The 25,171-nt window shown below is 43.9% G+C and carries 15 protein-coding genes and 1 pseudogene; 15 read left to right on the top strand and 1 reads right to left on the bottom strand.

Annotated elements, in window-relative coordinates; translation table 11 throughout:
* Position 1: 1 nt before the first annotated feature.
* The 9 genes from IEX80_RS16615 to sov all read left to right on the top strand — a co-directional run bounded on the left by IEX80_RS16615 (position 2) and on the right by sov (position 16,211).
* Positions 2-1,312 (top strand): murein hydrolase activator EnvC family protein, encoded by a 1,311-nt coding sequence (locus tag IEX80_RS16615; RefSeq protein WP_188833503.1) that lies wholly within the window; start codon positions 2-4, stop codon positions 1,310-1,312.
* 59 nt (positions 1,313-1,371) lie between these two features.
* The gene (locus IEX80_RS16610; RefSeq protein ID WP_188833502.1) at positions 1,372-1,815 is read left to right on the top strand and encodes a Sec-independent protein translocase subunit TatA/TatB; all 444 of its coding nucleotides are present in this window, start codon (positions 1,372-1,374) and stop codon (positions 1,813-1,815) included.
* Positions 1,816-1,847: 32 nt separating this feature from the next.
* Entirely contained in the window at positions 1,848-2,021 is a 174-nt protein-coding gene (locus IEX80_RS16605; protein ID WP_175490113.1) for a Sec-independent protein translocase subunit TatA/TatB, read from the top strand.
* Positions 2,022-2,124: 103 nt separating this feature from the next.
* Complete coding sequence (gene gatA, locus IEX80_RS16600) at positions 2,125-3,549, top strand: Asp-tRNA(Asn)/Glu-tRNA(Gln) amidotransferase subunit GatA (protein WP_188833501.1); 1,425 nt, start codon at positions 2,125-2,127, stop codon at positions 3,547-3,549.
* A gap of 67 nt (positions 3,550-3,616) precedes the next feature.
* Positions 3,617-4,894 carry a lytic transglycosylase domain-containing protein gene (locus IEX80_RS16595; protein ID WP_188833500.1) on the top strand — a complete coding sequence of 426 codons (1,278 nt, stop codon included), beginning with the start codon at positions 3,617-3,619 and terminating at the stop codon, positions 4,892-4,894.
* A 612-nt stretch (positions 4,895-5,506) separates the two neighbouring features.
* The gene (locus tag IEX80_RS16590; RefSeq protein ID WP_188833499.1) at positions 5,507-5,875 is read left to right on the top strand and encodes an iron chaperone; all 369 of its coding nucleotides are present in this window, start codon (positions 5,507-5,509) and stop codon (positions 5,873-5,875) included.
* A gap of 146 nt (positions 5,876-6,021) precedes the next feature.
* Positions 6,022-8,298: an NADP-dependent malic enzyme gene (locus tag IEX80_RS16585; protein ID WP_188833498.1), complete on the top strand. Its 2,277-nt coding sequence runs from the start codon at positions 6,022-6,024 to the stop codon at positions 8,296-8,298.
* 290 nt (positions 8,299-8,588) lie between these two features.
* A complete protein-coding gene (gene ruvA, locus IEX80_RS16580; RefSeq protein ID WP_090534345.1) occupies positions 8,589-9,173 on the top strand; it encodes a Holliday junction branch migration protein RuvA in 585 nt (194 codons plus the stop codon).
* A gap of 24 nt (positions 9,174-9,197) precedes the next feature.
* Positions 9,198-16,211, top strand: coding sequence for a T9SS outer membrane translocon Sov/SprA (sov, locus tag IEX80_RS16575; protein WP_229701658.1), 7,014 nt, complete (start codon positions 9,198-9,200; stop codon positions 16,209-16,211).
* Between the two features lie 674 nt (positions 16,212-16,885).
* On the opposite strand, the gene IEX80_RS16570 is transcribed toward sov, so the two are convergent.
* Positions 16,886-18,688 carry a hypothetical protein gene (locus IEX80_RS16570; protein WP_188833497.1) on the bottom strand — a complete coding sequence of 601 codons (1,803 nt, stop codon included), beginning with the start codon at positions 18,686-18,688 and terminating at the stop codon, positions 16,886-16,888.
* Positions 18,689-18,942: 254 nt separating this feature from the next.
* Here IEX80_RS16570 and IEX80_RS16565 point away from each other — a divergent pair, with 254 nt between their 5' ends.
* The 6 genes and pseudogenes from IEX80_RS16565 to IEX80_RS16540 all read left to right on the top strand — a co-directional run bounded on the left by IEX80_RS16565 (position 18,943) and on the right by IEX80_RS16540 (position 25,162).
* Positions 18,943-19,800 (top strand): hypothetical protein, encoded by an 858-nt coding sequence (locus tag IEX80_RS16565; protein WP_090534349.1) that lies wholly within the window; start codon positions 18,943-18,945, stop codon positions 19,798-19,800.
* A 147-nt stretch (positions 19,801-19,947) separates the two neighbouring features.
* On the top strand, positions 19,948-21,441 hold the full coding sequence (locus IEX80_RS16560; protein ID WP_090534351.1) for a MiaB/RimO family radical SAM methylthiotransferase: 1,494 nt from the start codon (positions 19,948-19,950) through the stop codon (positions 21,439-21,441).
* A gap of 136 nt (positions 21,442-21,577) precedes the next feature.
* Positions 21,578-21,862 (top strand): annotated as a pseudogene (locus IEX80_RS27995) (four helix bundle protein); the annotation flags it as partial.
* Between the two features lie 112 nt (positions 21,863-21,974).
* The gene (locus IEX80_RS16550; RefSeq protein WP_090534355.1) at positions 21,975-23,231 is read left to right on the top strand and encodes a sigma-54 interaction domain-containing protein; all 1,257 of its coding nucleotides are present in this window, start codon (positions 21,975-21,977) and stop codon (positions 23,229-23,231) included.
* Positions 23,232-23,236: 5 nt separating this feature from the next.
* Complete coding sequence (locus IEX80_RS16545; RefSeq protein WP_090534357.1) at positions 23,237-23,761, top strand: LptE family protein; 525 nt, start codon at positions 23,237-23,239, stop codon at positions 23,759-23,761.
* Positions 23,762-23,782: 21 nt separating this feature from the next.
* A complete protein-coding gene (locus tag IEX80_RS16540) occupies positions 23,783-25,162 on the top strand; it encodes a hypothetical protein (protein ID WP_139160069.1) in 1,380 nt (459 codons plus the stop codon).
* The last annotated feature ends 9 nt before the right edge of the window (positions 25,163-25,171 follow it).

The following is a 25,171-nucleotide window of genomic DNA, read 5'->3' as shown; positions in this document are numbered from 1 at the left end:
AATGAAGTTTTTAAAAGCAGTTTTCTTTTTATTATTGGTACTGGCAGCAGTTAATGTACACGCGCAAAGCAGTGACGAACTGAAACGTCGTAAAGCACAGCTGAATAAAGAGCTTGAACAATTAAATGAAGATTACAATGAAACTTTAAACAATAAAAAGGCTTCATTAAAGCAACTAAGCATACTCAAGGCACAGATAAACCTGAGACAGGAAAAAATAGAAAATATCAACTCTGAAGTGAGGCTTTTGGATAACCAGATCTCAGAGAGTAGTAATAACGTACGTAGTTTACAGTCGCAATTAGATCAGCTTAAAAAGGAATACGCGGCTATGATCCTGTTTGCATATCGCAATCAAAGTGCATATAATAAAATGATGTTCCTTTTTGCATCAAAAGACTTTAACCAGGCCTATAAGCGTTTAAAATATTTACAGCAGTTTGGTACCTACCGTGAGCGGCAGGCCGCCTATATACAAGGTACACAGAAGGAGCTGCATGTTAAAATTAATGAGCTTGACCGGACAAAGGACGAAAAGAATGATCTTTTAAAGGATCAGCAAAAAGAAAAAGAAACACTGGGTAATGAACGTAATAACCAGGTTAAAGTAGTAAGCGATCTGTCGCAGCATGAGGGGATCCTGAAGAAACAGCAAAAAGATCTGCAGGCTAAGATAGTAAAAACAAACCGCGCTATTAACGAAGCTATCCGCAGGGAAATTGAAGAGGCCAGGCGCAGGGCTGCTGAAGAAGAAAGACGCAGGGCTGAAGAAGCTGCAAGACTGGCCGCAGCCAAAGCAAAGGCCGAAAATAAGCCCGCGCCTGTTGCACCGGCTCCGGCTAAGCCGGCTGCCGCGCGCAGTACATCAAGTGTATTGAATGCCACACCCGAGGCCGCTAAGCTGTCGAACGACTTTTTGGGTAATCGCGGTGGTTTGCCATGGCCGGTATCCAACGGGATAATTACCCAGGGTTTTGGTACCTATACCACGCCTGAAGGTATCAGGAGTGAAAGTACAGGTGTTGATATCCGTACTAACCAGGGCAGCACCGTAAGGGCTGTATTTGATGGTACGGTTGTAAAAGTGGGTGATGTGAGCGGCACCTATTTGGTAATTATATTGCATGGGGAGTATTTTACAGCTTACAGTAATTTACGGTCGGTAACTGTTGCGCGTGGGCAAAAAGTGAGCACCAAACAAGCTATCGGCACGGTGGCAACTGATCCATCGACAGGAGAAACGGAGGCGCACTTTGAAATTTATAAAGGAACAACACCGGTTAACCCCAAGATCTGGCTGGCGCCTAACTAATTAGTTATGAACTATAAGAAATTTTAATTGTATATATTTGTATCCTTAAACAGAATGCTATGTTAAGTTCAGTTTTGTTATTTTTAAATATTGGTACGGGCGAGATGGTACTGATACTTTTTGCAGCATTGATGCTATTTGGCGGCGAAAAACTGCCCGGCCTGGCACGGAGCCTGGGTAAAGGGATCCGCGACTTTAAAGATGCCTCTGAAGATGTTAAACGTGAGATCAATAACCAGATCAATAATTACGAGGAAAAGAAACCTGCACCTAAAGTAGAAGAAGAAAAACCGCTTTTAGATGAAAAAGCTTCAGAAGCTCCGGAAGCTGCAGCTGAGCACGAAAAGCCGGTTGTTGAAAATACTGTTCCAAATACAATCGCGATCAGTGATTATCATGTAAATACCCCGGCTGAGCCGGAACACCAAAGTCATATCAATTTAGATAAGACCATTACCGGTAGCCATCTGGATACCGAAAAAGAAGAAGAATACAAATCATAATATAATATTAATCATACATAAAACTTAAAATCATGGGTGGATTAGGCGCACCAGAAATTATTCTGATCATCATTGCGATACTTTTATTATTCGGCGGTAAAAAAATACCTGAATTAATGAGAGGCTTAGGGAAAGGCGTTAAGGAATTTAAAGACGCGCAAAACAGCGACGGCTCATCTTCTTCATCTGAAGAAAAAAAAGCTTAATACCCTAACAGGGATTAGGTTTTAATGCCATTTTTATCGAGTATATGAACTTATCTGTTGATTTATTTCTTATTTCAACGGATAAGTTTTTTATTTTAGCCCCATGGCTAATATTTATTCCTCTTTAACCGAAATAAAGAGCGGGTTGGAACGTGCAGAAATTACTGTTGAAGGTCTTGTAAAGGGCTATTTGCTTGAAATTGAAAAAAATGCTCATTTAAACGCTTTTAATGAAGTGTTTGCCGATGAAGCGCTGATTGCTGCAAAAAACGTTGACAACAAAATAAAGAATGGCACCGGCGGCAAATTAGCCGGTATGGTTGTCGGCATTAAAGATAATATCTGCTATAAAGGGCACCAGGTTAGTGCCTCCTCAAAAATCTTAACCGGTTTCACTTCCATCTTTTCATCAACCGTGGTTGAACGCCTGCTGGCCGAAGACGCGGTGATCATTGGGCGCTGTAACTGCGATGAATTTGCCATGGGCGCCACCAACGAATCATCATACTTTGGCCCGGTAAAAAACCATGCCGATGAAACTAAAGTTGCAGGAGGTTCGTCGGGCGGTTCGGCTGTGGCCGTACAAGCAGGGATGTGCCATGCCGCTTTAGGTACGGATACGGGTGGTTCGGTAAGGCAGCCGGCTTCATTTTGCGGTGTTGTAGGTTTAAAGCCAACATACGGAACAATTTCAAGGCATGGTATTATCGCCTATGCTTCCTCGTTTGACCAGGTTGGCCCTATCACTAAATCGGTAGAAGATGCTGCATTATTGTTGGAAGTGCTCGCAGGCCCGGATGAATATGACAGTACATTATCACAAACTCCGCCTCCGGCATCATATACTAACCTTCAAAAGCCGGGAAAAAAGAAGATAGCTTACCTGCAGGAAGCCATATCAAGCCCCGGCGTTGATACCGAAGTAAAAGACAACCTTGTACAATATATTGATAAGCTGCGTGCCGAGGGGCATACTGTAACACCAATAGCTTTTGAACTGCTGGATTATTTGGTACCAACCTACTATATCCTGGCCATGGCCGAAGCGTCATCAAACCTGGCAAGGTACGATGGTGTGCATTACGGCTATCGCAGTCCGCTGGCTACAGATTTACAGTCTACTTATAAACGTTCCCGTTCTGAAGGCTTTGGTAAGGAGGTAAAGCGCCGCATTATGCTGGGCACTTTTGTTTTGAGCGCGGGTTATTACGATGCTTACTACGCGAAAGCACAAAAAGTACGCAGGTTGATACAGGAAAAAACTAACCAGATACTGGAAGAGTATGATTTTATACTGGTGCCTACGGCACCCGAACCGGCCTTTAACATAGGTAAGGAAGAGAAAGATCCGGTGGTAATGTATCTTTCTGACATTTTTACCGTACAAGCCTCATTAACCGGTGTACCGGCCATATCAATACCTACGGGCAATAACAGCAACGGTTTGCCGTTAGGTTTACAGTTATTAACAAAGCACTTTGGCGAACAGCAACTGTTAGATTTTGCCAAATATTTTCTCGATCTGTAATAAAAAATGATATTTTAGTAAAATGCTGATGCTTTGGGCATTATAAATTAATCAAATCCCTGAATAAATGAAGAGATTATTTACGCTGACCATTTGCCTCTTATCACTCCAGGTTTTACAAGCCGAAACAAACACAACCAATTCGGCAAAGTCAATTAAGCAAATAAACCGGGTAACCAAATTCAACCCCGATATTGTAAACGCCGACACCACTATTTTACCGGTTCTTAACCAGTCGTTGCCGGTAAGCACATACGGCGGTTTGTACAAGCGCCGGTTAGATTCCATCCGCAAGGATATCCAGTTGGATTATAATGAATATGTACAGGCTTATATCGACCTGTATATGCATAACCGCGATGAAATGGGCCAGGTTGCAGGCTTAACCAAATACTACTTCCCCATTTACGAAAAGGCTTTCCGCGAAGCGGGGATCCCCGAAGAAATAAAATTCCTGTCGATTGTTGAATCAAAGCTTGATCCAAACGCAGTATCAAGGGTAGGGGCCACAGGTCTTTGGCAGTTTATGGGTACCACAGCAAAAACTTATGGCTTAAACATGGATAACTATGTTGATGAACGCCGTGACCCTATCCAATCGAGCTATGCCGCGGCTGCCTATCTGAAAGACGCGTACCAGGAATTTGGCGACTGGCTGCTGGCCATTGCCTCCTATAATTGTGGTAAAAGCAATGTGGAACGCGCCGTTGAAAAAGCAGGTGGCGTAACCGATTTCTGGAGCATCCGCCAGTACCTGCCTGTTGAAACCCGTGGTTATGTGCCGGCTTTCATCGCCATGAATTATGTGATGCATTATTTTAATAAACATAACATCGTTGCACAGGCCTGCAATTTCTCTACCCGCACCGATACGGTGATGGTGAAAAGGGTAGTGCCGTTAAGTAATGTTGCCCAGGCGCTTGATGTTAGTTTAAGGGAGATCACCATCCTTAACCCATCCTACCGTATGGCGGTGGTTAATGGCAGCGCTAAGGCGCCACGCAGATTGATTATCCCCCAAACAGCAAAAGATAATTATGCAGCACTATATAATGTGTTAAATGGTGTTGATGCCCCGGTGAAGCCTGCTGTTGCCAGGCCTGCTGCTTACGCCGCCGTTCAATATACACCGGCTAAGTCTGAACGCAAAATCCCTACCCATCATAAAGTGAAGAGAGGCGAAACACTTGCTTCTATAGCTGATATGTTTGGTTGTGAAGTTTCAGACCTTAAAGTTTGGAACCATCTTAAAACTAACCGGGCGCCTGTAGGGGCCATGCTAAGGGTATCGGCAGGGGAAGTTGCTGCCAACGTGCAGGATGACGGCCAGTATTCAAAGAATTAATTTTTTTAGTCGGGAAGTCCGCAGTCCGGAAGTCCGAAAGTATTTTTAGTCGGGAAGTCCGCAGTCCGGAAGTCCGAAAGTTGAGATCCAGCTTTCGGATTTGTCTTTTATACTATTGTAAGTTCTTCAATCGCCGCCCGGTTAATGGCTACAGTGGTACAGCGACCGCAAACAAAGTACTTTTAGCGGATTGTTAGTGTAACCCCTGTTTTTATTATATATCTTATTATCAATATTTTATATTGACAAATTGCGAAAAGTGTTAACCCTGTTAACCCCCTCGCCGCCGCTCGCATCCTGGCGAGTGGCGATTATCAAGCGGCCTCTGGCCGCCGGGGCAAAGTAGCTTAGCCGTTTTAACTTGCGCTCGTTTGCAACGAGTGCTTATCTTGGGTTAGCGTTTATAACGCGACTGGCGATGCAATCGCCAAACCATATTAAGCACTCGTTGCAAACGAGCGCAAGAGATGATAGTATAAGAATCTTTCGGACTTCCGGACTTTCCGACTTTCGGACATAAAAAAACATTTGTATTTTTATAGATAAAAAGTCTTTCCGTGAAAATCTTTCGGACTTATGCGGACTTTCGGACTTCCGGACAAAAATATTGCTATGGAAAAGCCAAAAGAAAATATTGATGAATATATTGCCGGTTTCCCGGATGATGTACAACAGAAACTGCAACAGGTGCGCGAAACCATCAAAGCCGCTGCCCCAGATGCCGGGGAAGCTATCAAATATGCTATTCCTACCTTTGTGCTCAATGGCAATTTAGTGCACTTCGGCGGTTTTAAGAATCATATCGGGTTTTATCCCGCACCGCAGGGTTTGGAAGAATTTAAAGAAGAACTTTCGGGCTATAAAGGGGCCAAAGGCTCGGTTCAGTTTCCGCTTGATGAGCCTATGCCCCTCGATCTGATCACTAAAATTGTAAAGTTCAGGGTTCAGAAAAATATGGAGAAGGCAAAGAAGAAAAAATAGAACATTGCCAAATCCGTTCTTTTAAACACATCTTATCAAAACTTTAACCATATTTTATCCTCTTTTTAACATAATCGCAAAAAGGGGCTTTTTTATGTTTGTTCCATAAAAAGAATTGTAATTTTGGGCGCTTCAATTTGAAAAAAATGAATAAAACTAACCGAAAACAGGATGCGCTGAATTACCACTCGCAAGGCCGTCCCGGAAAGATACAAGTTGTACCTACCAAACCAACAAATTCGCAGCGCGACTTAACCATGGCCTACTCGCCCGGTGTGGCTGAGCCATGTTTAAAGATTGCTGACAATACCGAAGATGTTTATAAATATACCGCTAAAGGCAACCTGGTAGCCGTGATCAGTAATGGCACTGCGGTACTTGGCCTGGGCAACATCGGCCCTGAGGCCAGCAAGCCTGTAATGGAGGGTAAGGGTCTCCTGTTCAAGATCTATGCGGATATTGACGTGTTTGATCTTGAGCTGAATGCTAAAAGTGTTGATGATTTTGTAAACATTGTAAAAGCGCTTGAGCCAACATTTGGTGGTGTAAACCTGGAAGATATTTCGGCCCCAACCTGCTTTGAAATTGAGCGCAGGCTAAAAGCCGAAATGAATATTCCCGTAATGCACGATGATCAGCATGGTACCGCCATTATATCCGGCGCGGCTTTGATGAACGCCTGCGAAATCCAGGGAAAAAAACTCGAGAAAATAAAAATGGTAGTTAACGGTGCGGGCGCCGCCGCGGTATCCTGTTCAAAAATGTACCTGTCATTAGGGGTTAAAAAAGAGAACCTGGTGATGTTTGATATCAATGGCGTACTAAACCAGGAACGCACCGATCTTGACGAGATCAGGATGGAGTTTGCTACTGGCCGCAAAGATGTTAAAACACTGGCCGATGCTATGAAAAATGCCGACGTATTTGTCGGTCTTTCGGCAGGTAATGTGGTAACGCCCGATATGCTGAAAGCTATGGCTAAAAAGCCTATCGTTTTTGCTATGGCCAACCCGGTGCCCGAAATTGATTATGACCTTGCAGCCGGCACACGCGATGATATTATTATGGCAACCGGCCGTTCCGATTTTCCTAACCAGGTAAATAACGTGCTTGGTTTCCCTTACATTTTCCGCGGAGCACTTGACGTAAGGGCCACTGCTATTAACGAGGAAATGAAGATTGCCGCCACGCACGCCATTGCCGAAATGGCTAAAAAACCGGTTCCCGAAGCCGTTAACCTCGCTTATAACCTTACTAACCTGAAATTTGGCAAGGATTACATCATCCCTAAACCAATGGACCAAAGGCTGATCACCGAGGTATCCATGGCGGTGGCAAAAGCGGCCATAGCTTCAGGAGTAGCCCGTAAGGTGATCACCGATTGGGATGCGTATGCGGAGGAGCTGAGGGTGCGCCTGGGTACTAATGATAAGCTGCTGCGGAACCTTACCGCTAAAGCAAAACAGAACCCTAAGCGCGTTGTATTTGCCGAGGCTGATAATTATAAGATCTTAAGATCGGCACAGATAGTGAAAGAGGAAGGTATTGCCACCCCTATTTTGCTGGGCAATATTGACAGGATCAAAAAGATCATCCATGATAATGACCTTGATTTGGGCGATGTTCATATCATTGATCCGCGGGAAGGCTGCGAGCATATGGATGAGTACACCGAGTTTCTGTATAACAAACGCCAGCGCAGGGGGATCACCCTGTACGAGGCTAAAAAGCAATTGGTAGACCGCAACTACTACGGCGCTTGTATGGTACAATTTGGCCGGGCCGATGCGCTGATCTCAGGTTTAACCAAAAACTATGTAACCACAGTAAAACCGGCCCTGCAAATTATCGGTACTGAAGAAGGTGTGAACCGTGTTGCGGGCATGTATATGATGATCACGGCTAAAGGCCCTGTATTTTTTGGTGATACTACGGTGAACGTAAACCCGTGTGTGAATGATTTGGTTGACATTACCGTGCTGATTGAACGCTCAGTAAAACAGTTTAATATCAGCCCGAGGGTGGCTGTGTTATCATACTCCAACTTTGGTTCGAATGAAGGGGAGATACCAGAAAAAACCAGGGAAACAGTAGCGATACTGCATGAAAAATATCCTGATATGGTTGTCGACGGCGATATGCAGGCCAACTTTGCGCTAAACGCAGATTTGCTTGATGATAACTTCCCGTTCTCAACGCTCAATGGTAAACCGGCCAATACGCTGATTTTCCCTAACCTGGAGTCGGGTAATATTGCCTATAAACTTTTGCAGGAAATAGGCGGTGCCGAAGCAGTTGGACCGATATTGGTTGGCTTAAAGAAACCCGTGCATGTGCTGCAGTTAGGTAGTTCGGTACGTGAAATTGTAAATATGGTTACCATTGCGGTGGTTGATGCGCAGGCAAAAGCTGCAGCCAAATAAGCCAAGCCCCCTCTAAATCTCCCCCGGTAAGCTCCACCCAAACCCTCCCCGGAAGGGAGGGCTTTTAAGAAATCTCGATAAAGTCTCCCCTACCGGGGGAGATTTAGAGGGGGATAAAGACGCTGGTATTTAAATGCTTAGCGTCTTTATCTTTTAAGGCGAGTATAATGCAGCTTTTTGTTTGTCATTATATGAACATAATGACGCCGGAATTTTATCTTTGGATAATCACTGTAAAGGCTGTTTGCCATTAACATCATTGTTTAATAATCTTAATAAAGTAATAATATATGTATGATTATATTAGTGGGAAACTAATGTTCAAAAGCCCGTCGTATGTGGTTATAGATGCGGGAGGGGTAGGGTATCATATTAATATTTCGGTAAATACCTATTCGGGCATTAGTGACGACGAAAAATGTAAACTCTTTGCATGGTTACACGTAAAAGAGGACGCGCACACGCTTTACGGCTTTGCTACAGAAGGCGAGCGCAGGTTGTTCTTACATTTGATCTCCATTTCGGGTATCGGGCCAAATACGGCAAGGATGATGTTATCGTCCATAAGCCCGGCCGAGATCCAGGCGGCTATTGTGACCGGTAATGTTTCATTAATCCAGCGGATAAAAGGAATAGGGCCAAAATCGGCCCAGCGGATCATTTTGGAGCTGCAGGATAAGCTGCGTAAGGAAGGCCCCGATACCTTAACTGTTGTGCCGGTGAGCCAGACGGTTAAGGATGAAGCACTATCAGCATTAGTAATGCTGGGCTTTGCGCGTAACGTTGCTGAAAAGGTGTTAGACCAGGAGATCAAGAAAAATAATGGCGAATTAACGGTTGAAGAACTAATTAAGTTCGCGTTAAAAACGCTATAATTACGGATAAATATCTACTAACTTTTGACCAAAGTATTTACTTATAAGACACTTATAAGTGTGTTGTTCATTGTGGTGTTCGGGGGGCTGGGTAATGTGTATGCACAACAAAAGCCTTCACCTGCGGCTAAAAATGACACAACCAAATCAAATGCACCAATAAACCTGACCGCGCCACGAAGCCAGCGGATGAGGGAAGGTATTTTCAATACCGACCCGGCAGGCCTGGTACGTACCATTGAATATGATCCGGCCACAAACCGTTATATTTTATACGAAAGGGTAGGTAATTTACTTTACCGCCCCCCGCAGTATCTTACGTTTGAGCAATATTTAAAACTTAAAGAACGATCGGTCCAACGTGGCTATTTTCAGCAGCTGGCAGATAATTATGCCTATGATTCGCAGCAGCCGGGGTTTATACCGCCTATAAAGGTCAGGAGTCGTACGTTTGAGCAGATCTTTGGCAGCTCGGTGATTGATATCCGCCCGCAAGGATCAGCAGAAATGATCATGGCCGGGCAGATAAATAAAAACCAAAACCCGCTTTTTAACACCCGCCAGCGCAGTCAGTTTAACTTTAATTTTGATCAGCGCATCCAACTCAACGTAACCGGTAACATAGGCGATAAGTTAAAGATCACCACCAATTACAACACCGACGCGCAGTTCCAGTTTGAAAACCAGATCAAGCTGGATTATACAGGCTCGCCCGACGAGATCATTCAGAAAATTGAAGCCGGTACGGTTAGTATGCCGCTTAATACCACGCTGATCACCGGTAGTCAGGCGCTTTTTGGCGTTAAAACCAAGTTGAAATTCGGACGGCTGGATGTTACAAGTATCTTTTCGCAGCAACGCTCACAGTCAAAAACCATCACCATTACCAATGGTTCGCAACAGGGCGAGTTTAGGTTGACGCCTGCCGATTATGAGGCCAACAAACACTTCTTCCTGTCGCAATATTTCAGGAATAATTATAATAGGGCGCTGGCCAATATCCCGATCATCAGCTCCAATGTAAACATTACTAAAATTGAGGTTTGGACAACCAATCGTACCAACGTAACTACCGATTCGCGCGATATATTGGCCTTCATGGACCTTGGTGAAAATAACCCATACAATAAAACAAGGATTGTGGGCGGCGGCAGTGCCCTGCCCGCGGGTTTTAAAGGACCAGGTTTTGCCCAGCAATCAAATAACCTGTTATCTGTTTTGCCACAAAATGCAAGGCTCACCAACTCCAATGATGTGGCCAGCTTTTTCCAGGGATCGGGCAATACGGATAACTATTCAAAACTAACTTACGCCCGCAAGCTTACTGATAAGGAGTATACCCTGCACCCGCAGTTAGGTTACATCTCCCTAAATTATCCCTTAAATAATGATGAGGTATTGGCGGTTGCTTACCAGTATACTGTTAATGGTGTGCAATACCAGGTGGGTGAATTTAGCAGCGATGTTGCCGTTAACCCAAATACGCCTAATGTGCTTTTTGTGAAATTGCTGAAAGGCGAGTTATTGAAAACCAACCTGCCTACCTGGGATTTGATGATGAAAAACATTTACTCCCTCGGTGCTTTTCAGATAGCCCCTACCAATTTTAAGTTAACTGTTACCCGCCTTGATGATAAAACGGGGATTGAAAAAACAGTAATGGAAGAGGGGCAAAACCTAAAAGGTAAGCTGTGGCTTCAGGTAGCAGGACTTGATAACCTCAACCAGCAAAGCGATAAAAAACCGGATGGCTACTTTGACTTTTTAGAAGGAATCACCATCGATTCGCAAAACGGGCGGATTTCGTTCCCGGTGGTGGAGCCTTTTGGTTCGGACCTGGCATCCAAATTTACCCCGGGCGAGACTGACCTGGTTAAACGATACGTTTATCAGCCATTGTATGACTCAACCAAAACCATCGCGCAGCAATATTTCCCTGCATTAAACAGGTATGTAATTAAGGGAACTTATACCTCAACAGGTGGTTCAGAGTACCAACTAAATGCAGTTAACATTCCGCAGGGATCAGTAAATGTAACCGCGGGTACGGTAAAATTGCAGGAAGGGAACGATTATACGGTTGACTATAATGCCGGGCGGATCAGGATCCTGAACCAGGCACTGTTATCTTCCGGTCAGCCTATTACCGTAAAGCTGGAGAATAATGAATTGTTCGGTGTGCAGCAAAAGTCATTGTACGGCACCCGGCTTGATTATCATGCCAGCGATAAGCTTCAGTTAGGTGCTACTTTGATGCACCTTACCGAACAGCCTATCACCCAAAATGAAATCGCCGGCGAAGAATCAATCTCCAATACCATTTGGGGTTTTGATGCCAATTACAGTTCAAACTCCCGGTTTTTAACCAGGTTGGTTGATAAGATCCCCGGCATCCATACCAAAGTGCCATCATCCATTAATTTTTACGGCGAGTTTGCCAAACTGATGCCGGGCAGTCCCGGTGCATTGAATTTTGCAGGCTCCAAACACGGCACATCTTATCTTGACGATTTTGAAAACAGTCAATCGGTAATAGATATTAAAGGAGCTAACAGCTGGCAAATTTCAGGAACGCCGCAATTGTTTGGAGAATCAGCTTTGTTTGATAACCTGAGCTATGGCTATAACCGTGCCCGCCTGGCATTTTATAATATCGACCCTATATTTTATACCAATGCAGGTTCCATCCCCATATCAAGAAGCGAGCTTTCCAACCATTATGTAAGGCAGGTGATTGAGCAGGAAGTTTTCCCTTACAAGCAGTCGGCTACCGGGCAACCGATTAGTTTGGCTACGCTTAACATGGCTTTTTATCCAAGTATCCGTGGGCCGTACAACTATGCTACCACAGGTATTAATCCCGATGGTACCTTGCAAAACCCTAAAACACGCTGGGGGGGTATGTTCAGGAAGTTGGAAACAAATGATTTTGAATCGTTGAACGTATCCTACATCGAGTTTTGGATGCTCGATCCGTTCATATACAAACCAAACTCAGCTGGTGGCGACTTGTACTTTAACTTAGGTTCGCTATCGGAAGATATTTTAAAGGACGGGCGTAAAAGCCTGGAAAATGGTTTGCCTGTAGACGGCGACCTGACCAAGGTGGATGAAACCAGCTGGGGGCGGGTGTCTAAACTACAGCCGGTTATTAATGCTTTTGATAACAACCCCGATGCCCGTAAACTGCAGGATGTTGGTTTGGACGGCATGAACGACCAGGATGAGCAAACCAAATTTGCCCCTGTTGTTCAGCAGATAAAAGGACAACTGAACGCGCAGGCCGCGACTACCATCGCTGCCGACCCTTCGTCAGATGATTATCAGTATTACCAGGGCGCGGCGCTCGACCAGGCCCGTGCCGGCATCCTCGACCGTTATAGCAAATACAACGGCACCGACGGTAACTCGAAAACGGCGCAGCAGTCACAGGCCGAACTCGGCATTCAAAATTCAGCCTCAACTTCGCTGCCCGATGGTGAGGATATTAACCGCGACAACAACATGAGCCAGGAAGACTCATACTTCCAATACAAGGTATCTATGCGGCCGGCCGATATGGTTGTTGGTCAAAACTATATCAACGATAAAGTTACCGCACAAGTGAAACTGCCTAACGGTACAACCCAGGCAGTTAACTGGTACCAGTTCCGCATCCCAATCTCAGATTATCAATCAAAAGTGGGCAATATCCAGGATTTTAAGGCAATCCGTTTTATGAGGATGTTCATGACCAACTTTGCCGATACCGCCGTGCTTCGTTTTGCGACCCTGGAACTGGTGCGCGGCGAATGGCGTGCTTTCAATACCGAAAAAAATCCGCTGAATGTTATTGCCGATCCGGCTATCCAAAACCCGCCGATAGATAATTCGACCATCGACGTGCAGGCTGTAAATATTGAAGAGAACGGTAACCGCACGCCTATTCCTTATGTGGTGCCGCCCGGTATTAACCGCCAGCGTAATTACAATAACCTGCAAACCAATACCAAACTCAACGAGCAATCGCTGTCTCTTAATATAAAAAGCCTGCGCGATGGATATTCAAGGGCGGCCTTCCGTACTTTTTATAATGACCTGCGCAAATACAAACGCATGCAAATGTTTATCCATGCCGAGGGTGATTATTTGAAGGATAATGACCTGAACGCGTTTATCCGCCTCGGGGTTGATTACCAGGATAACTATTATGAGTACGAATTGCCTTTGAAAATAACCCAGCCGGGTACCAGTGATGCGGGAGCAATATGGCCGGATGTTAATGAAATGGACCTGGAGCTTGATTTGCTGATCCGGGCCAAGCTTGCGCGTAATCACTCCAACGTAGCCTACAATCAGCTTTTTAAATACACCGAGGGTGATAAGGTAGTTTATATCAAGGGCCAGCCCGATTTAAGCAAGCTGCGTACCATTATGCTTGGCGTGCGCAATCCTTATAAAGGCACAAATGTTTTGCCCGATGATGGGTTGGATAAATCAGGAACTGTTTGGTATGATGAGCTGCGCCTTACCGATTTTGATCAGCGCGGGGGATGGGCCGCTACCGCGAGGATTGATGCCAAGCTTGCCGACTTTGCCGATATCACCGTATCGGGCAGTAAAACAACTATTGGTTTCGGTACCCTTGATTCAAGGCTGAATGACCGGAGCCAGAGTGATGATCAAACCTATGACGTATCGGCCAATGTTGAGCTTGGTAAGTTTTTTCCGGATAAAAGCGGCATCCATATCCCGGCATATATCAATTTATCATCACAAAGGAGCATGCCGCAATATGATCCCGGAGCGCCGGATGTTGAGCTGAAGGCATCGCTGGCAGCGGCAACGAGCACCAAAGAGCGCGACTCTATCAGGAACGCGGCTATTGATATTACCACCCGCAAAAGCATCAATTTTACCAACGTACATAAGGCGCGTACAAACCAAAATGCGCTTAACCATATTTGGGATATTGAAAACTTTAATGCCACTTATGCCTATACCGAATACAATCACCATGATTTTGTGACGCAGAATGATGTGGAGAAAACCTATAATCTCACACTTGCTTATAACTATACCAATCAGCCCAAATACTACAGCCCATTTGCCAGGATCATCAAAAGCAATATGCTGGCCCTGTTCCGTGATTTGAACTTTAGCCTGCTGCCGTCGCGATTGAATTTCAGCATCAATTTTAACCGCTTTTATTCGGAGAATACCCTGCGCGATAATGATCCTAATAACTATATCCCTATCCCGACAACTACATTCAACAAGTATTTCAACATAACCCGTGTATACGGCATAGGCTGGAACCTGTCAAAATCATTACAGATGGATATTGACGCTACCAATCTTTCGGTTGTGGATGAACCCGCCGGGCGAATCAATGGTTTAAAGCGCGATACCCTTTGGGATAACCTGAAAAAGCTGGGCCGTACAACTAACTATAATCACACTATTAACTTTAATTATACGGTACCTATTAACAAAATTCCGGGATTGGATTGGATATCGGCAGTAGCTCGTTACAGTACACACTTTAACTGGCAAACACAGCCGCTGTTTGCTATCAACAGTACCGCTTATGACGTTGGTAACAGTATTCAAAACTCAAGGGCAATCCAGCTTAATCCAACCCTGAATATGGTGTCGCTGTATAACAAGTTTCCTTTTATCCGTAAGGCCAATAATCCCAACAATAAAAAGAGCAATATCCTGATAGGCCTGCTAACCAGTATTAAAAACCTGAGCGCAACCTATACCCGTACCCAGGGAACGTTTTTACCGGGATACTTACCGCAGTCGGGCTTTTTTGGTGCAGATGGTAATGCCCCCGGATTAGGCTTTTTATTGGGCAGTCAAACAGATATCCGGGCTAAAGCTGTTGCCAACGGCTGGATCACCACCGATACCCTGCAAAATCAGTTATATACCACATCGCTAAATGAGGATATGCACTTCAGGGGTATTATTGAACCATTTAAAGATCTGCGGATTGAGCTTAGCGCATTTAAAACCCAGGATCATAATTACCAGGCCAATTTTAAATACCTGGCATCAAGCAATAGTATCGAAACATTAAGTCCGGTTACATCGGGTAACTACAGTGTATCGTTCCTTACCATCGGTACCGCATTTGAATCGGCAAAGGGGATAAATAATGTTTCATCTACATTTCAGAAATTTTTGGATGCCCGCGCCGTAATATCGCAAAGATTAGGGCGTACCAACCCAAATTCGGCAGGGCTTGTTGATGGCTATGCCGATGGTTACGGGCCAAATTCGCAAAATGTGCTGGTGCCGGCATTTCTGGCAGCATATGCAGGAAAAAATGCTTCGGGCAGTAACCTGTCGCAATTCCCAAAAATTCCTATTCCTAATTGGCAGGTAACATACAATGGCTTAGGTAAGATCTCCTGGTTCCAGGATATTTTTGATTCGTTTGATCTGAGCCATGGTTACCGTTCATCATATAATGTAAGCGGCTTTACCTCGCTGCTGCAATATCGCGAGGCTAACGGCGCTGCCACTTCGCGCGATTTAAATAATGATTTCCTGCCGTTGTACCAGTTTTCGCAAGTCACCATTTTTGAGCAGTTTGTGCCTTTGCTGGGTGCAAGCGTACGCTTCAAAAACAGCATGACCGCCAATGCCGAATATCGCCAAAGCCGTTCGCTGAGCTTAAGTATGCTTAACAGCCAGTTGGCACAGCAAAATGAAAAGATCATTGTTTTTGGCTTTGGTTATCACACCAAAGATTTCCATTTTCCGTTTGGCTGGTTTGAAGGCATTCAGCATAAGGACGTGAACTTTAAACTCGATTTTTCATTGCGCGATAATAAAACGCTCATTTACCGTGCTGATGTTGAATCGGCCGAGATCTCATCGGGCGCGCAAAATATTACCGTAAGGCCATCTGTTGATTATGTGATCAATCAGCGTTTTAACCTGAATTTGTTTTATGATTCAAACCTTACCAAACCCTATACTTCGCAAACGTTTAATACATCATTTACCAATTTTGGGATTAATTTGAAGTTGTTGCTGCAATAAAATTGAATGAAATACGGGACCTGATAAAGAAACGTCATTGCTGAGGTACGAAGCAATCGCGAACTTTACAGGGCTGTTTGCATAGCTACTCTGCCCGTCGGGGATTGCTTCGTACCTCGCAATGACGTGGTGGAGATATTATTTTCATACCTTATCAAAACTTCCCCTGGTCCATCAGCTTTTTTCGCCCCGCCGTTGTTGGTGTTGTCACCAACAACGTTTAGTCCCTCCGATATTTAATGCTTACAAGAGCCAAAGGAGCTGTTGGTGACAACACCAACAGCGGCGGGATGAAATACGGGACCTGATAAAGAAACGTCATTGCGAGGTACCCATCAGGTGGAACCCAAAAAAAATGAAATGACATGTAAAATAAATTTTAGCGATGGTGCGCGGAGGCCGCGTTAGAGATTGCAGTGTAAAGCCCACAGCGCGGGTTGGGATTGTGGGCAGGAAAGGCGAGGACTTGCAACGGAAAGCCCGGGCCGCAGGCAACGCCCATGTTATAATTTCGATCGAAAAAACACCGTTAATAATCAATAATTTACAATCACGTCATTGCGAGGTACGAAGCAATCGCGAACTTTACAGGGCTGCTTGCATAGCTACTCTGCCCGTGGGGGATTGCTTCGTACCTCGCAATGACGTGGTGGAGATGTTATTTTCATACCTTATCAAAACTTCCCCTGGTCCATCAATTTTTTTCGTTCTGCTTTTCTTTTCTGGCGCTGTGCCTTGTTTTTTAAGCGTTCTTCCTTGTTTTTGAGGTGTTCGTCAATGCGGTCTTTAGTGGCTTTTTGGCTTTTTTCATCAAGGCCGACACATGGTTTTATACCTGTAAGCAGGGTTTTCCAGATAGTTTTAAAAAATGGCGAATCTTTAGGCCGCTTATAGATCACTAATGATGATGTGAGCTTTCCTTTATCATCAGGATTACTGCGCCTGATCACGAAGAGGTTGGCATATATCGACATGATTGATTTTCTTTTGAAACGATCATTGACCGTATCGGCTTTTAGTAGTATCACCTTTAAATCGTTATATAAAAAATCAACCTTACCTTTAAATACCTTGCTGTTGGCCTGGATATCAAAGCTGAATTTTTTTACGCTGCCCGATGTCATTTTTACCATAGCCAAAGGCATGGTAGCTGGATTTAGCTTTCCAAATTCCATTGGTCCTAATGTGCCCTTATAACTGAAGGCGGCATCCGCATCGCTTAAATTAAATTTCAATTGCACATCGAGCCGGCCGCGGTTCATAAAATAGGTTGTCAGATCAACAAGGGTAATGTTGTTTTTGGCAATGGCCGATGGATTGTTGGTAATATTATAAATATGCCCGCTGGTATTGTTAAATGTAACGGTACCTGTTTTTTGAGATTTTTTATTGAACTCGTTATAGATCACATCAACGTGCCGGATTTTCATGGTATCGATCCTTAAATCAAGATTTAATTTCTTGATCATCATATTGGGGAACGTTTTAACCTTATCTGTTGTGGGATCTGGTTTCTTACCCGGGTTGGTGAAAGCCGTTATCTTGCCATTTGTCATGGTTAGGCTTGAAGCAGAAACAGTGCGGTATTTGTGATAATTTAAGTAGTCAAAATTGTTTAGCTGCACAGAATCGGCCAGTAAGCCCAGCCGGTCTTTCTTGCTTTTATCAAAAAAAACATCCGATTTAGTTGGCTGCATAGCAAGCCCTTCGATATTTAGGCGTGATGTGAGGGTGGAAAGTTTAAGATGCCTGATCTTATAAGTGTACAGGCCGCTTGGTGTTTCTCCGGTGTAATTGTTCAATTCGGTGATAATATCTTTGCAATAAAGCAGGCGCGATTTATCATATTGCGTAGCCGAATCAATGAGCAGGTCGTTTGCACTTAAGTTTAGTTCTTTAAGTTTGGAAATGGCCACCTTGTTGCCCGAGTAATCTTCATAGTTCAGGTTAACATCATTGAGCAGGATGCTTCCGATATGGATCGATTTCAAGCTTTTGGAAATTCGCTGCCAGGCCGTACGGCGATCTTTAACAACAGTATCTTTGGTATGGTTTAGCTGGTAGCTTACATTCAGGCGCGGCTCATTCAGGATGATTTGCCCAATATTAAGCTTTTTTTGAAAATAGAGCTTAAATGGATGCACATGGTTAAGCACCAGCCGTTTTACCTTAAGCTCAACCAGTGTATTGGGGACCAGGCGTAAACGCTTTTTTTGATTATAAACTGTCGTGTCGGGCTTAAGGGTTATATTGTAAATAATAATTTTGCCCTGAAGGATATGCAGCTCGGCATCCGAGAAATCTGCTTTGTAAAGGCTATCACTGCTGCTTAATACCACATCCTTTACTTTGGCGGCCAAAATGGGCGACCAATACCTGTTTACTACTACAGCCAGCAGCAATATCACTATAACCGGTATCAGCACAAATTTGAACGTTCTTTTTTGCCACTGGTGCTTTAAAAAATTGAGTGCCATTTACCGGTTGTTACTTTTTACCTGTGTTTTATGCTTTAACAGCAAGTTAGTAACTTTTGTTACAGTTGATGGGCGGGTAAGCTGTTTTTTTATAAAAACTCATACTTAATTCATTGTTTTTGAAGGTGCCTGTAGTAGTTTGCATGTTGTTGATTAACTGATATTGTGGTTTTGTTTAACTGTTAAGCAACCCTCGGGGATTTCAGGGCGTTATGTCTATATAAAAACCTTTTTTTAACACTAATAGACTCCCGATGAAAACAAAAATGTACTTAGCCCTGACAGGCTCAATTGTTTTAACTTTATTAGCAGCATCGTGCAAAAAAAATCACGACAACAACCCGACCACACCTAAAGCTGTTACCGGCGTACAGCTTACCTCAAACGCAACTTTTGGTAGCATCATAACAGACAATAACGGTCGTGCGTTGTACCTGTTCTCTGATGATGCGGCCAACGTTTCAACTTGTACCGGAGGATGCGCTGTAGCCTGGCCTGCCTTTTATAAAGAAAACCCATCTATAGGTACCGGCCTGGCAGCTGCCGACTTCGGCGTTATCACCAATGCCGACGGGAATAAGCAAACTACCTATAAAGGCTGGCCTTTATATTATTATGCAAAAGACGTGGCTGTTACCGATGTTAACGGCGATGGTGTTGGCAAATCATGGTTTATAGCCAAGCCGGATTATACAGTTATGGTTTCCTACGCTCAACTGATAGGGCATGATGGTAACCAATACACAAGCAAAGGTATCGCCGGTACTGAAAATTCACAATATATCACAGATGCCAATGGCCGTACTTTGTACCTGTTTAGCAAGGATACGTTTAAGACAAATAAATTTAGCACAGGTGTGGCGGCACATGATGCTAACTGGCCAATCGATGCGGTAACGGCGGTTCAAAGTGTTCCTTCTATTTTAAATAAAGCCGACTTTGATGTGATAACCGTATTCGGACAAACACAACTGGTGTACAAAGGGCATCCGCTTTACTATTTTGGTCAGGACAATGGTGTTAAAGGTAGCACCAAGGGTGTTAGCTTCCCTACGCCCGGTGCAGCTATCTGGCAAATCAATAATACCACCACTGTAGCTTTAACGCAGTAAGTGACGGCTTATTTGAATAGGATAAACGGGTAATGCGAAAGTGTTACCCGTTTTTTTTTGAAATAAATGAGATTTTATTTAATACTGACAATATGTCATTTAGGTATTTAAATTTTGTTTATTTTTGCAAACTAATTTTTTATATAAATGATGGATTTGCTTATTCCGGATAAAACACATGATGAGAGCAGGCAGGGTGAGGCGCTAATGTTAAAAGCCGAAACAGCTAAAAATAATGGCCGCAAGCTTTATATTGAAAGCTACGGCTGTGCCATGAATTTTTCTGACAGTGAGATAGTTGCATCGATATTGGCCGAAAGCGGTTTTGAAACCACTGCCGACTATAGCGTAGCCGATGTTATTTTCATCAACACCTGTTCTATCCGCGAAAATGCCGAACAACGCGTACGCAACCGTTTAAAAGAGTTTACCGTTGCCAAGGTGAAAAATCCGGGCCTGGTAGTAGGTGTATTGGGCTGTATGGCCGAACGCCTGAAATCAAAATTCCTGGAAGAAGAAAAATTAGTTGATGTTGTGGTTGGTCCGGATGCGTACCGCGATCTGCCGAACCTCATTAACCAGGTAGATGATGGTCAAAAGGCAGTTAACGTGCTGCTCTCCCGTGAGGAAACTTATGCCGATATCAGCCCGGTACGCTTAAACAGCAATGGTATCAATGCATTTGTATCCATTATGCGCGGGTGCGACAACATGTGCTCGTTTTGCGTGGTACCCTTTACCCGTGGCCGCGAGCGCAGCCGAGACCCTTTATCGATAGTTGCCGAATGCCGCGACCTGTTTGACAGAGGTTATCGTGAGGTTACTTTATTAGGGCAGAATGTAGATTCATATAAATGGACCTCTCCCCAACCCTCTCCAAAGGAGAGGGCTTTAGAAGGGCAAATTGAAGCAGGCGTTGAAAATGACAAAAGCCTCCCCTTGGGGGAGGTTGGAGGGGTAAACTTCGCTAACCTGTTGGAAATGGTTGCACTGATCGATCCTGATCTGCGGGTTAGGTTTTCAACCTCACATCCAAAGGATATTACCGATGAGGTGTTGTATGCCATCAATAAATACGATAATATCTGTAATTATATCCACCTGCCGGTACAATCGGGTAACAGCCGTATTCTTGACCTGATGAACCGCACTTATGACCGTGAATGGTACATCAATAGGATCGACGCTATCCGTCGTATCATTCCGGATTGTGCAATTTCAACCGATGTGATCACCGGTTTTTGCAGCGAAACAGATGAGGAGCACAAGGATACCGTAAGCATGATGGATTACGTAAAGTATGATTTTGCCTACATGTTTAAATACAGCGAAAGGCCGGGTACCTTAGCGGCAAAACGCTATGCCGATGACATACCGGAAGAGGTAAAACAAAAACGCTTAACCGAAATTGTAGCCAAGCAACAGGAATATTCTTTTTACAGAATGCAGGCCCGCATTGGCCGGGTAGAACGTGTACTGATAGAAGGTTTCTCCAAAAAATCAGACAAAGACTATTGCGGCCGCAGCGATCAAAACGCGATGGTGATTTTCCCGGTTGGTGAAAATTACAAGCCGGGGCATTATGTAAACGTATTGATTGAACGCAGCACTACGGCCACGTTGATAGGGAAAGTGGTATAGACAAAGGAAGTTAAGAGTCAGGAATCAAGAAAGAGAATAAAGCTAAGTAACGATGAGGCATAATTTTAAGAGCTTGAAGATTTGGCAAAAATCAATGGACCTTACTGATTTAACTTAGGACTATTGTAAAGCATTACCTATCGAGGAAAGATATAACCTGATTGACCAATTAAACAGATGTTCCTGTTCAGTTCCGTCTAACATAGCGGAAGGTTCAGGCAAGAGAACTAAGGCGCATTTTGCCGAGTTCTTAACAACGTCTCTTACTTCATCGTTTGAAGTGGAGACCCAATTATTAATATGTGAAAGAAGGGGCTACGGCTCTAAAGATAAATTAAAGGAGTGTTTAGACCTTGTTGTTGAAGTTCAAAAAATGATATTCTCTTTTAGGGAGTACATTTTGAACTCCGATGATGAATGAAAGCATTGCCTAAAATAAAAGACAAGATGTATTTAAGGAGCTAATTTGAGATAAGGATAATCTTCGCTCAAATCTTGCTTCCTGACTCTTGACTTCTTGAATCTTTTTTAAAATGGAAGTACAGGAAATAAAACAACGCTTCGGGATCATTGGCAATTCGCCATTGCTTAACCGGGCTATAACTATAGCAAACCAGGTTGCACCTACTGATATCTCGGTATTAATTACCGGCGAGAGTGGTAGTGGTAAGGAGGTTTTTTCGCACATCATACACCAGATGAGCCCGCGCAAGCATGGGCCTTTTATTGCCGTTAACTGCGGCGCCATACCTGAAGGTACTATCGATTCGGAACTTTTTGGTCACGAAAAGGGAGCCTATACAGGCGCCGTTGGTGAGCGTAAAGGTTATTTTGAAACCGTAAACGGTGGTACCATATTTTTAGATGAGATTGCTGAAATGCCGCTGGGTACCCAGGCCCGTTTGCTGCGGGTGCTCGAATCGGGACAATATATCAAAGTAGGTTCATCAAAAGTTGAAAAAACAAATGTGCGTGTCATCGCAGCCACAAATGTTGATGTGTATGAGGCGGTGAAGAACGGCAAATTCCGAGAGGACCTTTACTATCGTTTAAACACGGTACCTTTGAAGATTCCGCCATTGCGCGACAGGAAAGAAGACGTGTTTCTGCTGTTCCGCAAGTTTACGGCTGATTTTACCGACAAATACCGTACGCCGCCCATCCAGCTTGATGAAGAAGCGCAGCAGGTATTAACCAACTATTCGTGGCCGGGTAATGTAAGGCAGTTGAAAAACATGGCCGAACAATTGGCCGTACTTGAGCGCGACAGGATCATCACTGCCCAAACGCTGCTTACCTATATCCCGCACGAGGCCGGCGCGCGTAACCTGCCAATGCGTTTGGACAATCAGCCTAAAGAAGATTTTTCTGAACGTGACATCCTCTATAAAGTATTGTTTGATATGAAGCGGGATATGGTAGAGTTGAAAAAACTGGTGGCTGATATTATTGAGCATGGCGGTGTTTCGCCCCATTATGCTAATAATCCGCAAACCTTAAATCAGCTTTACCGCGATATTGAGCTGCATGGTAATAACGAACCACAATTTACTTTACAACAACCCGTTAATACCGTTACAAACACCAGCAGTAATAGCAGCACTATCGACGGTTTTAATATAACACATGATGCCGAAGAAGTAGAGGAATCATTATCGCTGATTGAAAAGGAATCAGACCTGATCCGCAAAGCTTTGAAAAAACATAAGGGTAAACGCAAACTTGCCGCTAATGAACTGGGGATTTCTGAGCGTACGTTATACAGGAAAATAAAAGAACTAAACTTATAAAATTGATGAAAAAACTTTTGGGGATTATTTCAGTGTGTGTGCTGATACTTATATGCCAATCATGTTACACGCTCAAAAATCAATCAATCCCTCCCGGTTTGAAGACCATCAATGTGCAGTTTTTTGAAAATAACGCCCCGCTGGTGGTAAATAACCTAAGCCAAACTTTCACCGAATCGTTAAAAGAGAGGATCCGTACACAAACCAGCCTAAGCTTAGTCCGCGGCGAGGCCGACGCAACCATGTCGGGTGCTATTACCGGTTATTCTATTGCTCCGGCATCTATTCAGGCTACCGCAAATAATGTGGCCCCAATTGCTGATGCTAACAGGCTAACTATTACCGTTCGTGTTAAATTTTCATTTGATGCCGCGAAAACTCCGGCAGATAAAAAGCTTAGTTTTGAGCAAAGTTTTACTAAGTTTGCTGACTACCGTGGGGACATTTCTTCGCAGGAACAGAACCTGATACGGCAAATTAATAAGCAATTAATTGATGATATTTTTAACGCGGCCTTTTCTAATTGGTAGGCAATTTGTATTTTCAACCACGTGGATCAATATTTGAACAGCAGGCAATACGAAATATTAGATGAACTGTTGGCTAACCCGGCCGAAACAGGTTCTTTTTATGGTTATAACCTGCAACAACTGGTTGATGCCTACCCGCAAAGCGGTATTTTGCGTGCTTTGCTTGCCCATGCCGGTACCAATAAGGATATACAGCGCGCGGCCGTTTATTACAAACCCGTTTTACTGCATAAATTAATTCAGGAGCCCGAAGGCCTTTCTCCGGTAAATTCATCACAGGTAATTAACCTGCTTGATGTTGTTCCGGTAAATAATACACCGGCCTCCGAAAACTATTTTAATATCGGTCCCGCTGTTGATGACCTGGCTGATACACTGCCACCGTTCTCCGAAGATTTAACCGCAGACACAGATCAGGATAAAAGTAGTTTCAATTTTATCAATATCGATGATCCTGAGCCTGAAATTGCAGATACAGAACCAGTAATGGAGTTTGCTGATCCGGGAGCAGTTGCAACTGAGCCCAACGGGGAATCAGTTTCATCAACCCACGATATAGATGATGAGGTTTACGATGAAATTGTTGGGATCGAGAATATAAGTATAGGCCAGGCTAATGTGAATGAACCCGTTGCTGCTAATGTTAATGCGGAAGCAGCGATAAACGATAAAACAGAGGTGGCCGATGAGGCGCCGGTTGCCGTTGAAGAAGCTAAAGACGTAAGGGACGATGTAACTGAAAAATGGATAATCGGCAATATCGCATCCACGGATTATTTTTTGTTTGATAACTCGGTCGTTGACACAAGGAATGATGATAAGGCGATATCGCAGGAGTCGGCTCCGCAGCCGGCAGAAATTGAAGCTGCTGAACAGCAGGAGGTTTTATCAAAGTACAACGACGAGAAAATGCCTTATACCTTTATGTGGTGGTTAGATAAAACCCGTAAGGAATATGCATCAACTTATCAGCCTTATAATATTGAAACGGTTGCACAGCCAAAAAAACCTGTAGCGCCTGATAGCCAAACAGCGGATGCACTGCAGCATCAGTATTATGAAAATATCTTCCATTCGCAATCTCTGGAGGAGCTGGAGAAAACCCCTCAGCCCGATGTGCCGGAGATAAAAAGAAAAGAAGATATCATTATTGAGAAATTTATTAAGGAGGAGCCCCAGATCAGGCCGCCATCAATTGATAAGCTCGATAATGAGAACAAAGCAAAGAAGAGCTCGGAAGACAGAAATGACCTGGTAAGTGAAACATTAGCCCAGATTTACATCGACCAGATGTTATATCACAAAGCTATTGCAACTTACAAAAAATTGATGTTGAAATTCCCGGAAAAAAGCCGTTACTTTGCAAGCCAAATTGAGGAGTTAGAGAAGAAAACTAATTAATATAAAGAA

It is taken from the genome of Mucilaginibacter rubeus (genome assembly GCF_014643835.1).
GTDB lineage: Bacteria > Bacteroidota > Bacteroidia > Sphingobacteriales > Sphingobacteriaceae > Mucilaginibacter > Mucilaginibacter rubeus.
The sequence above is the reverse complement of the archived record's forward strand: the minus strand, read 5'-3'. Positions and strand labels throughout refer to the sequence as shown.

Bases quoted from the DNA above. Each gene is read 5' to 3' on its own strand.
- IEX80_RS16615 (WP_188833503.1), top strand. From the start codon at position 2: ATGAAGTTTTTAAAAGCAGTTTTCTTTTTATTATTGGTACTGGCAGCA.
- IEX80_RS16610 (WP_188833502.1), top strand. From the start codon at position 1,372: ATGTTAAGTTCAGTTTTGTTATTTTTAAATATTGGTACGGGCGAGATG.
- IEX80_RS16605 (WP_175490113.1), top strand. From the start codon at position 1,848: ATGGGTGGATTAGGCGCACCAGAAATTATTCTGATCATCATTGCGATA.
- gatA (WP_188833501.1), top strand. From the start codon at position 2,125: ATGGCTAATATTTATTCCTCTTTAACCGAAATAAAGAGCGGGTTGGAA.
- IEX80_RS16595 (WP_188833500.1), top strand. From the start codon at position 3,617: ATGAAGAGATTATTTACGCTGACCATTTGCCTCTTATCACTCCAGGTT.
- IEX80_RS16590 (WP_188833499.1), top strand. From the start codon at position 5,507: ATGGAAAAGCCAAAAGAAAATATTGATGAATATATTGCCGGTTTCCCG.
- IEX80_RS16585 (WP_188833498.1), top strand. From the start codon at position 6,022: ATGAATAAAACTAACCGAAAACAGGATGCGCTGAATTACCACTCGCAA.
- ruvA (WP_090534345.1), top strand. From the start codon at position 8,589: ATGTATGATTATATTAGTGGGAAACTAATGTTCAAAAGCCCGTCGTAT.
- IEX80_RS16570 (WP_188833497.1), bottom strand. From the start codon at position 18,688: ATGGCACTCAATTTTTTAAAGCACCAGTGGCAAAAAAGAACGTTCAAA.
- IEX80_RS16565 (WP_090534349.1), top strand. From the start codon at position 18,943: ATGAAAACAAAAATGTACTTAGCCCTGACAGGCTCAATTGTTTTAACT.
- IEX80_RS16560 (WP_090534351.1), top strand. From the start codon at position 19,948: ATGATGGATTTGCTTATTCCGGATAAAACACATGATGAGAGCAGGCAG.
- IEX80_RS16550 (WP_090534355.1), top strand. From the start codon at position 21,975: ATGGAAGTACAGGAAATAAAACAACGCTTCGGGATCATTGGCAATTCG.
- IEX80_RS16545 (WP_090534357.1), top strand. From the start codon at position 23,237: ATGAAAAAACTTTTGGGGATTATTTCAGTGTGTGTGCTGATACTTATA.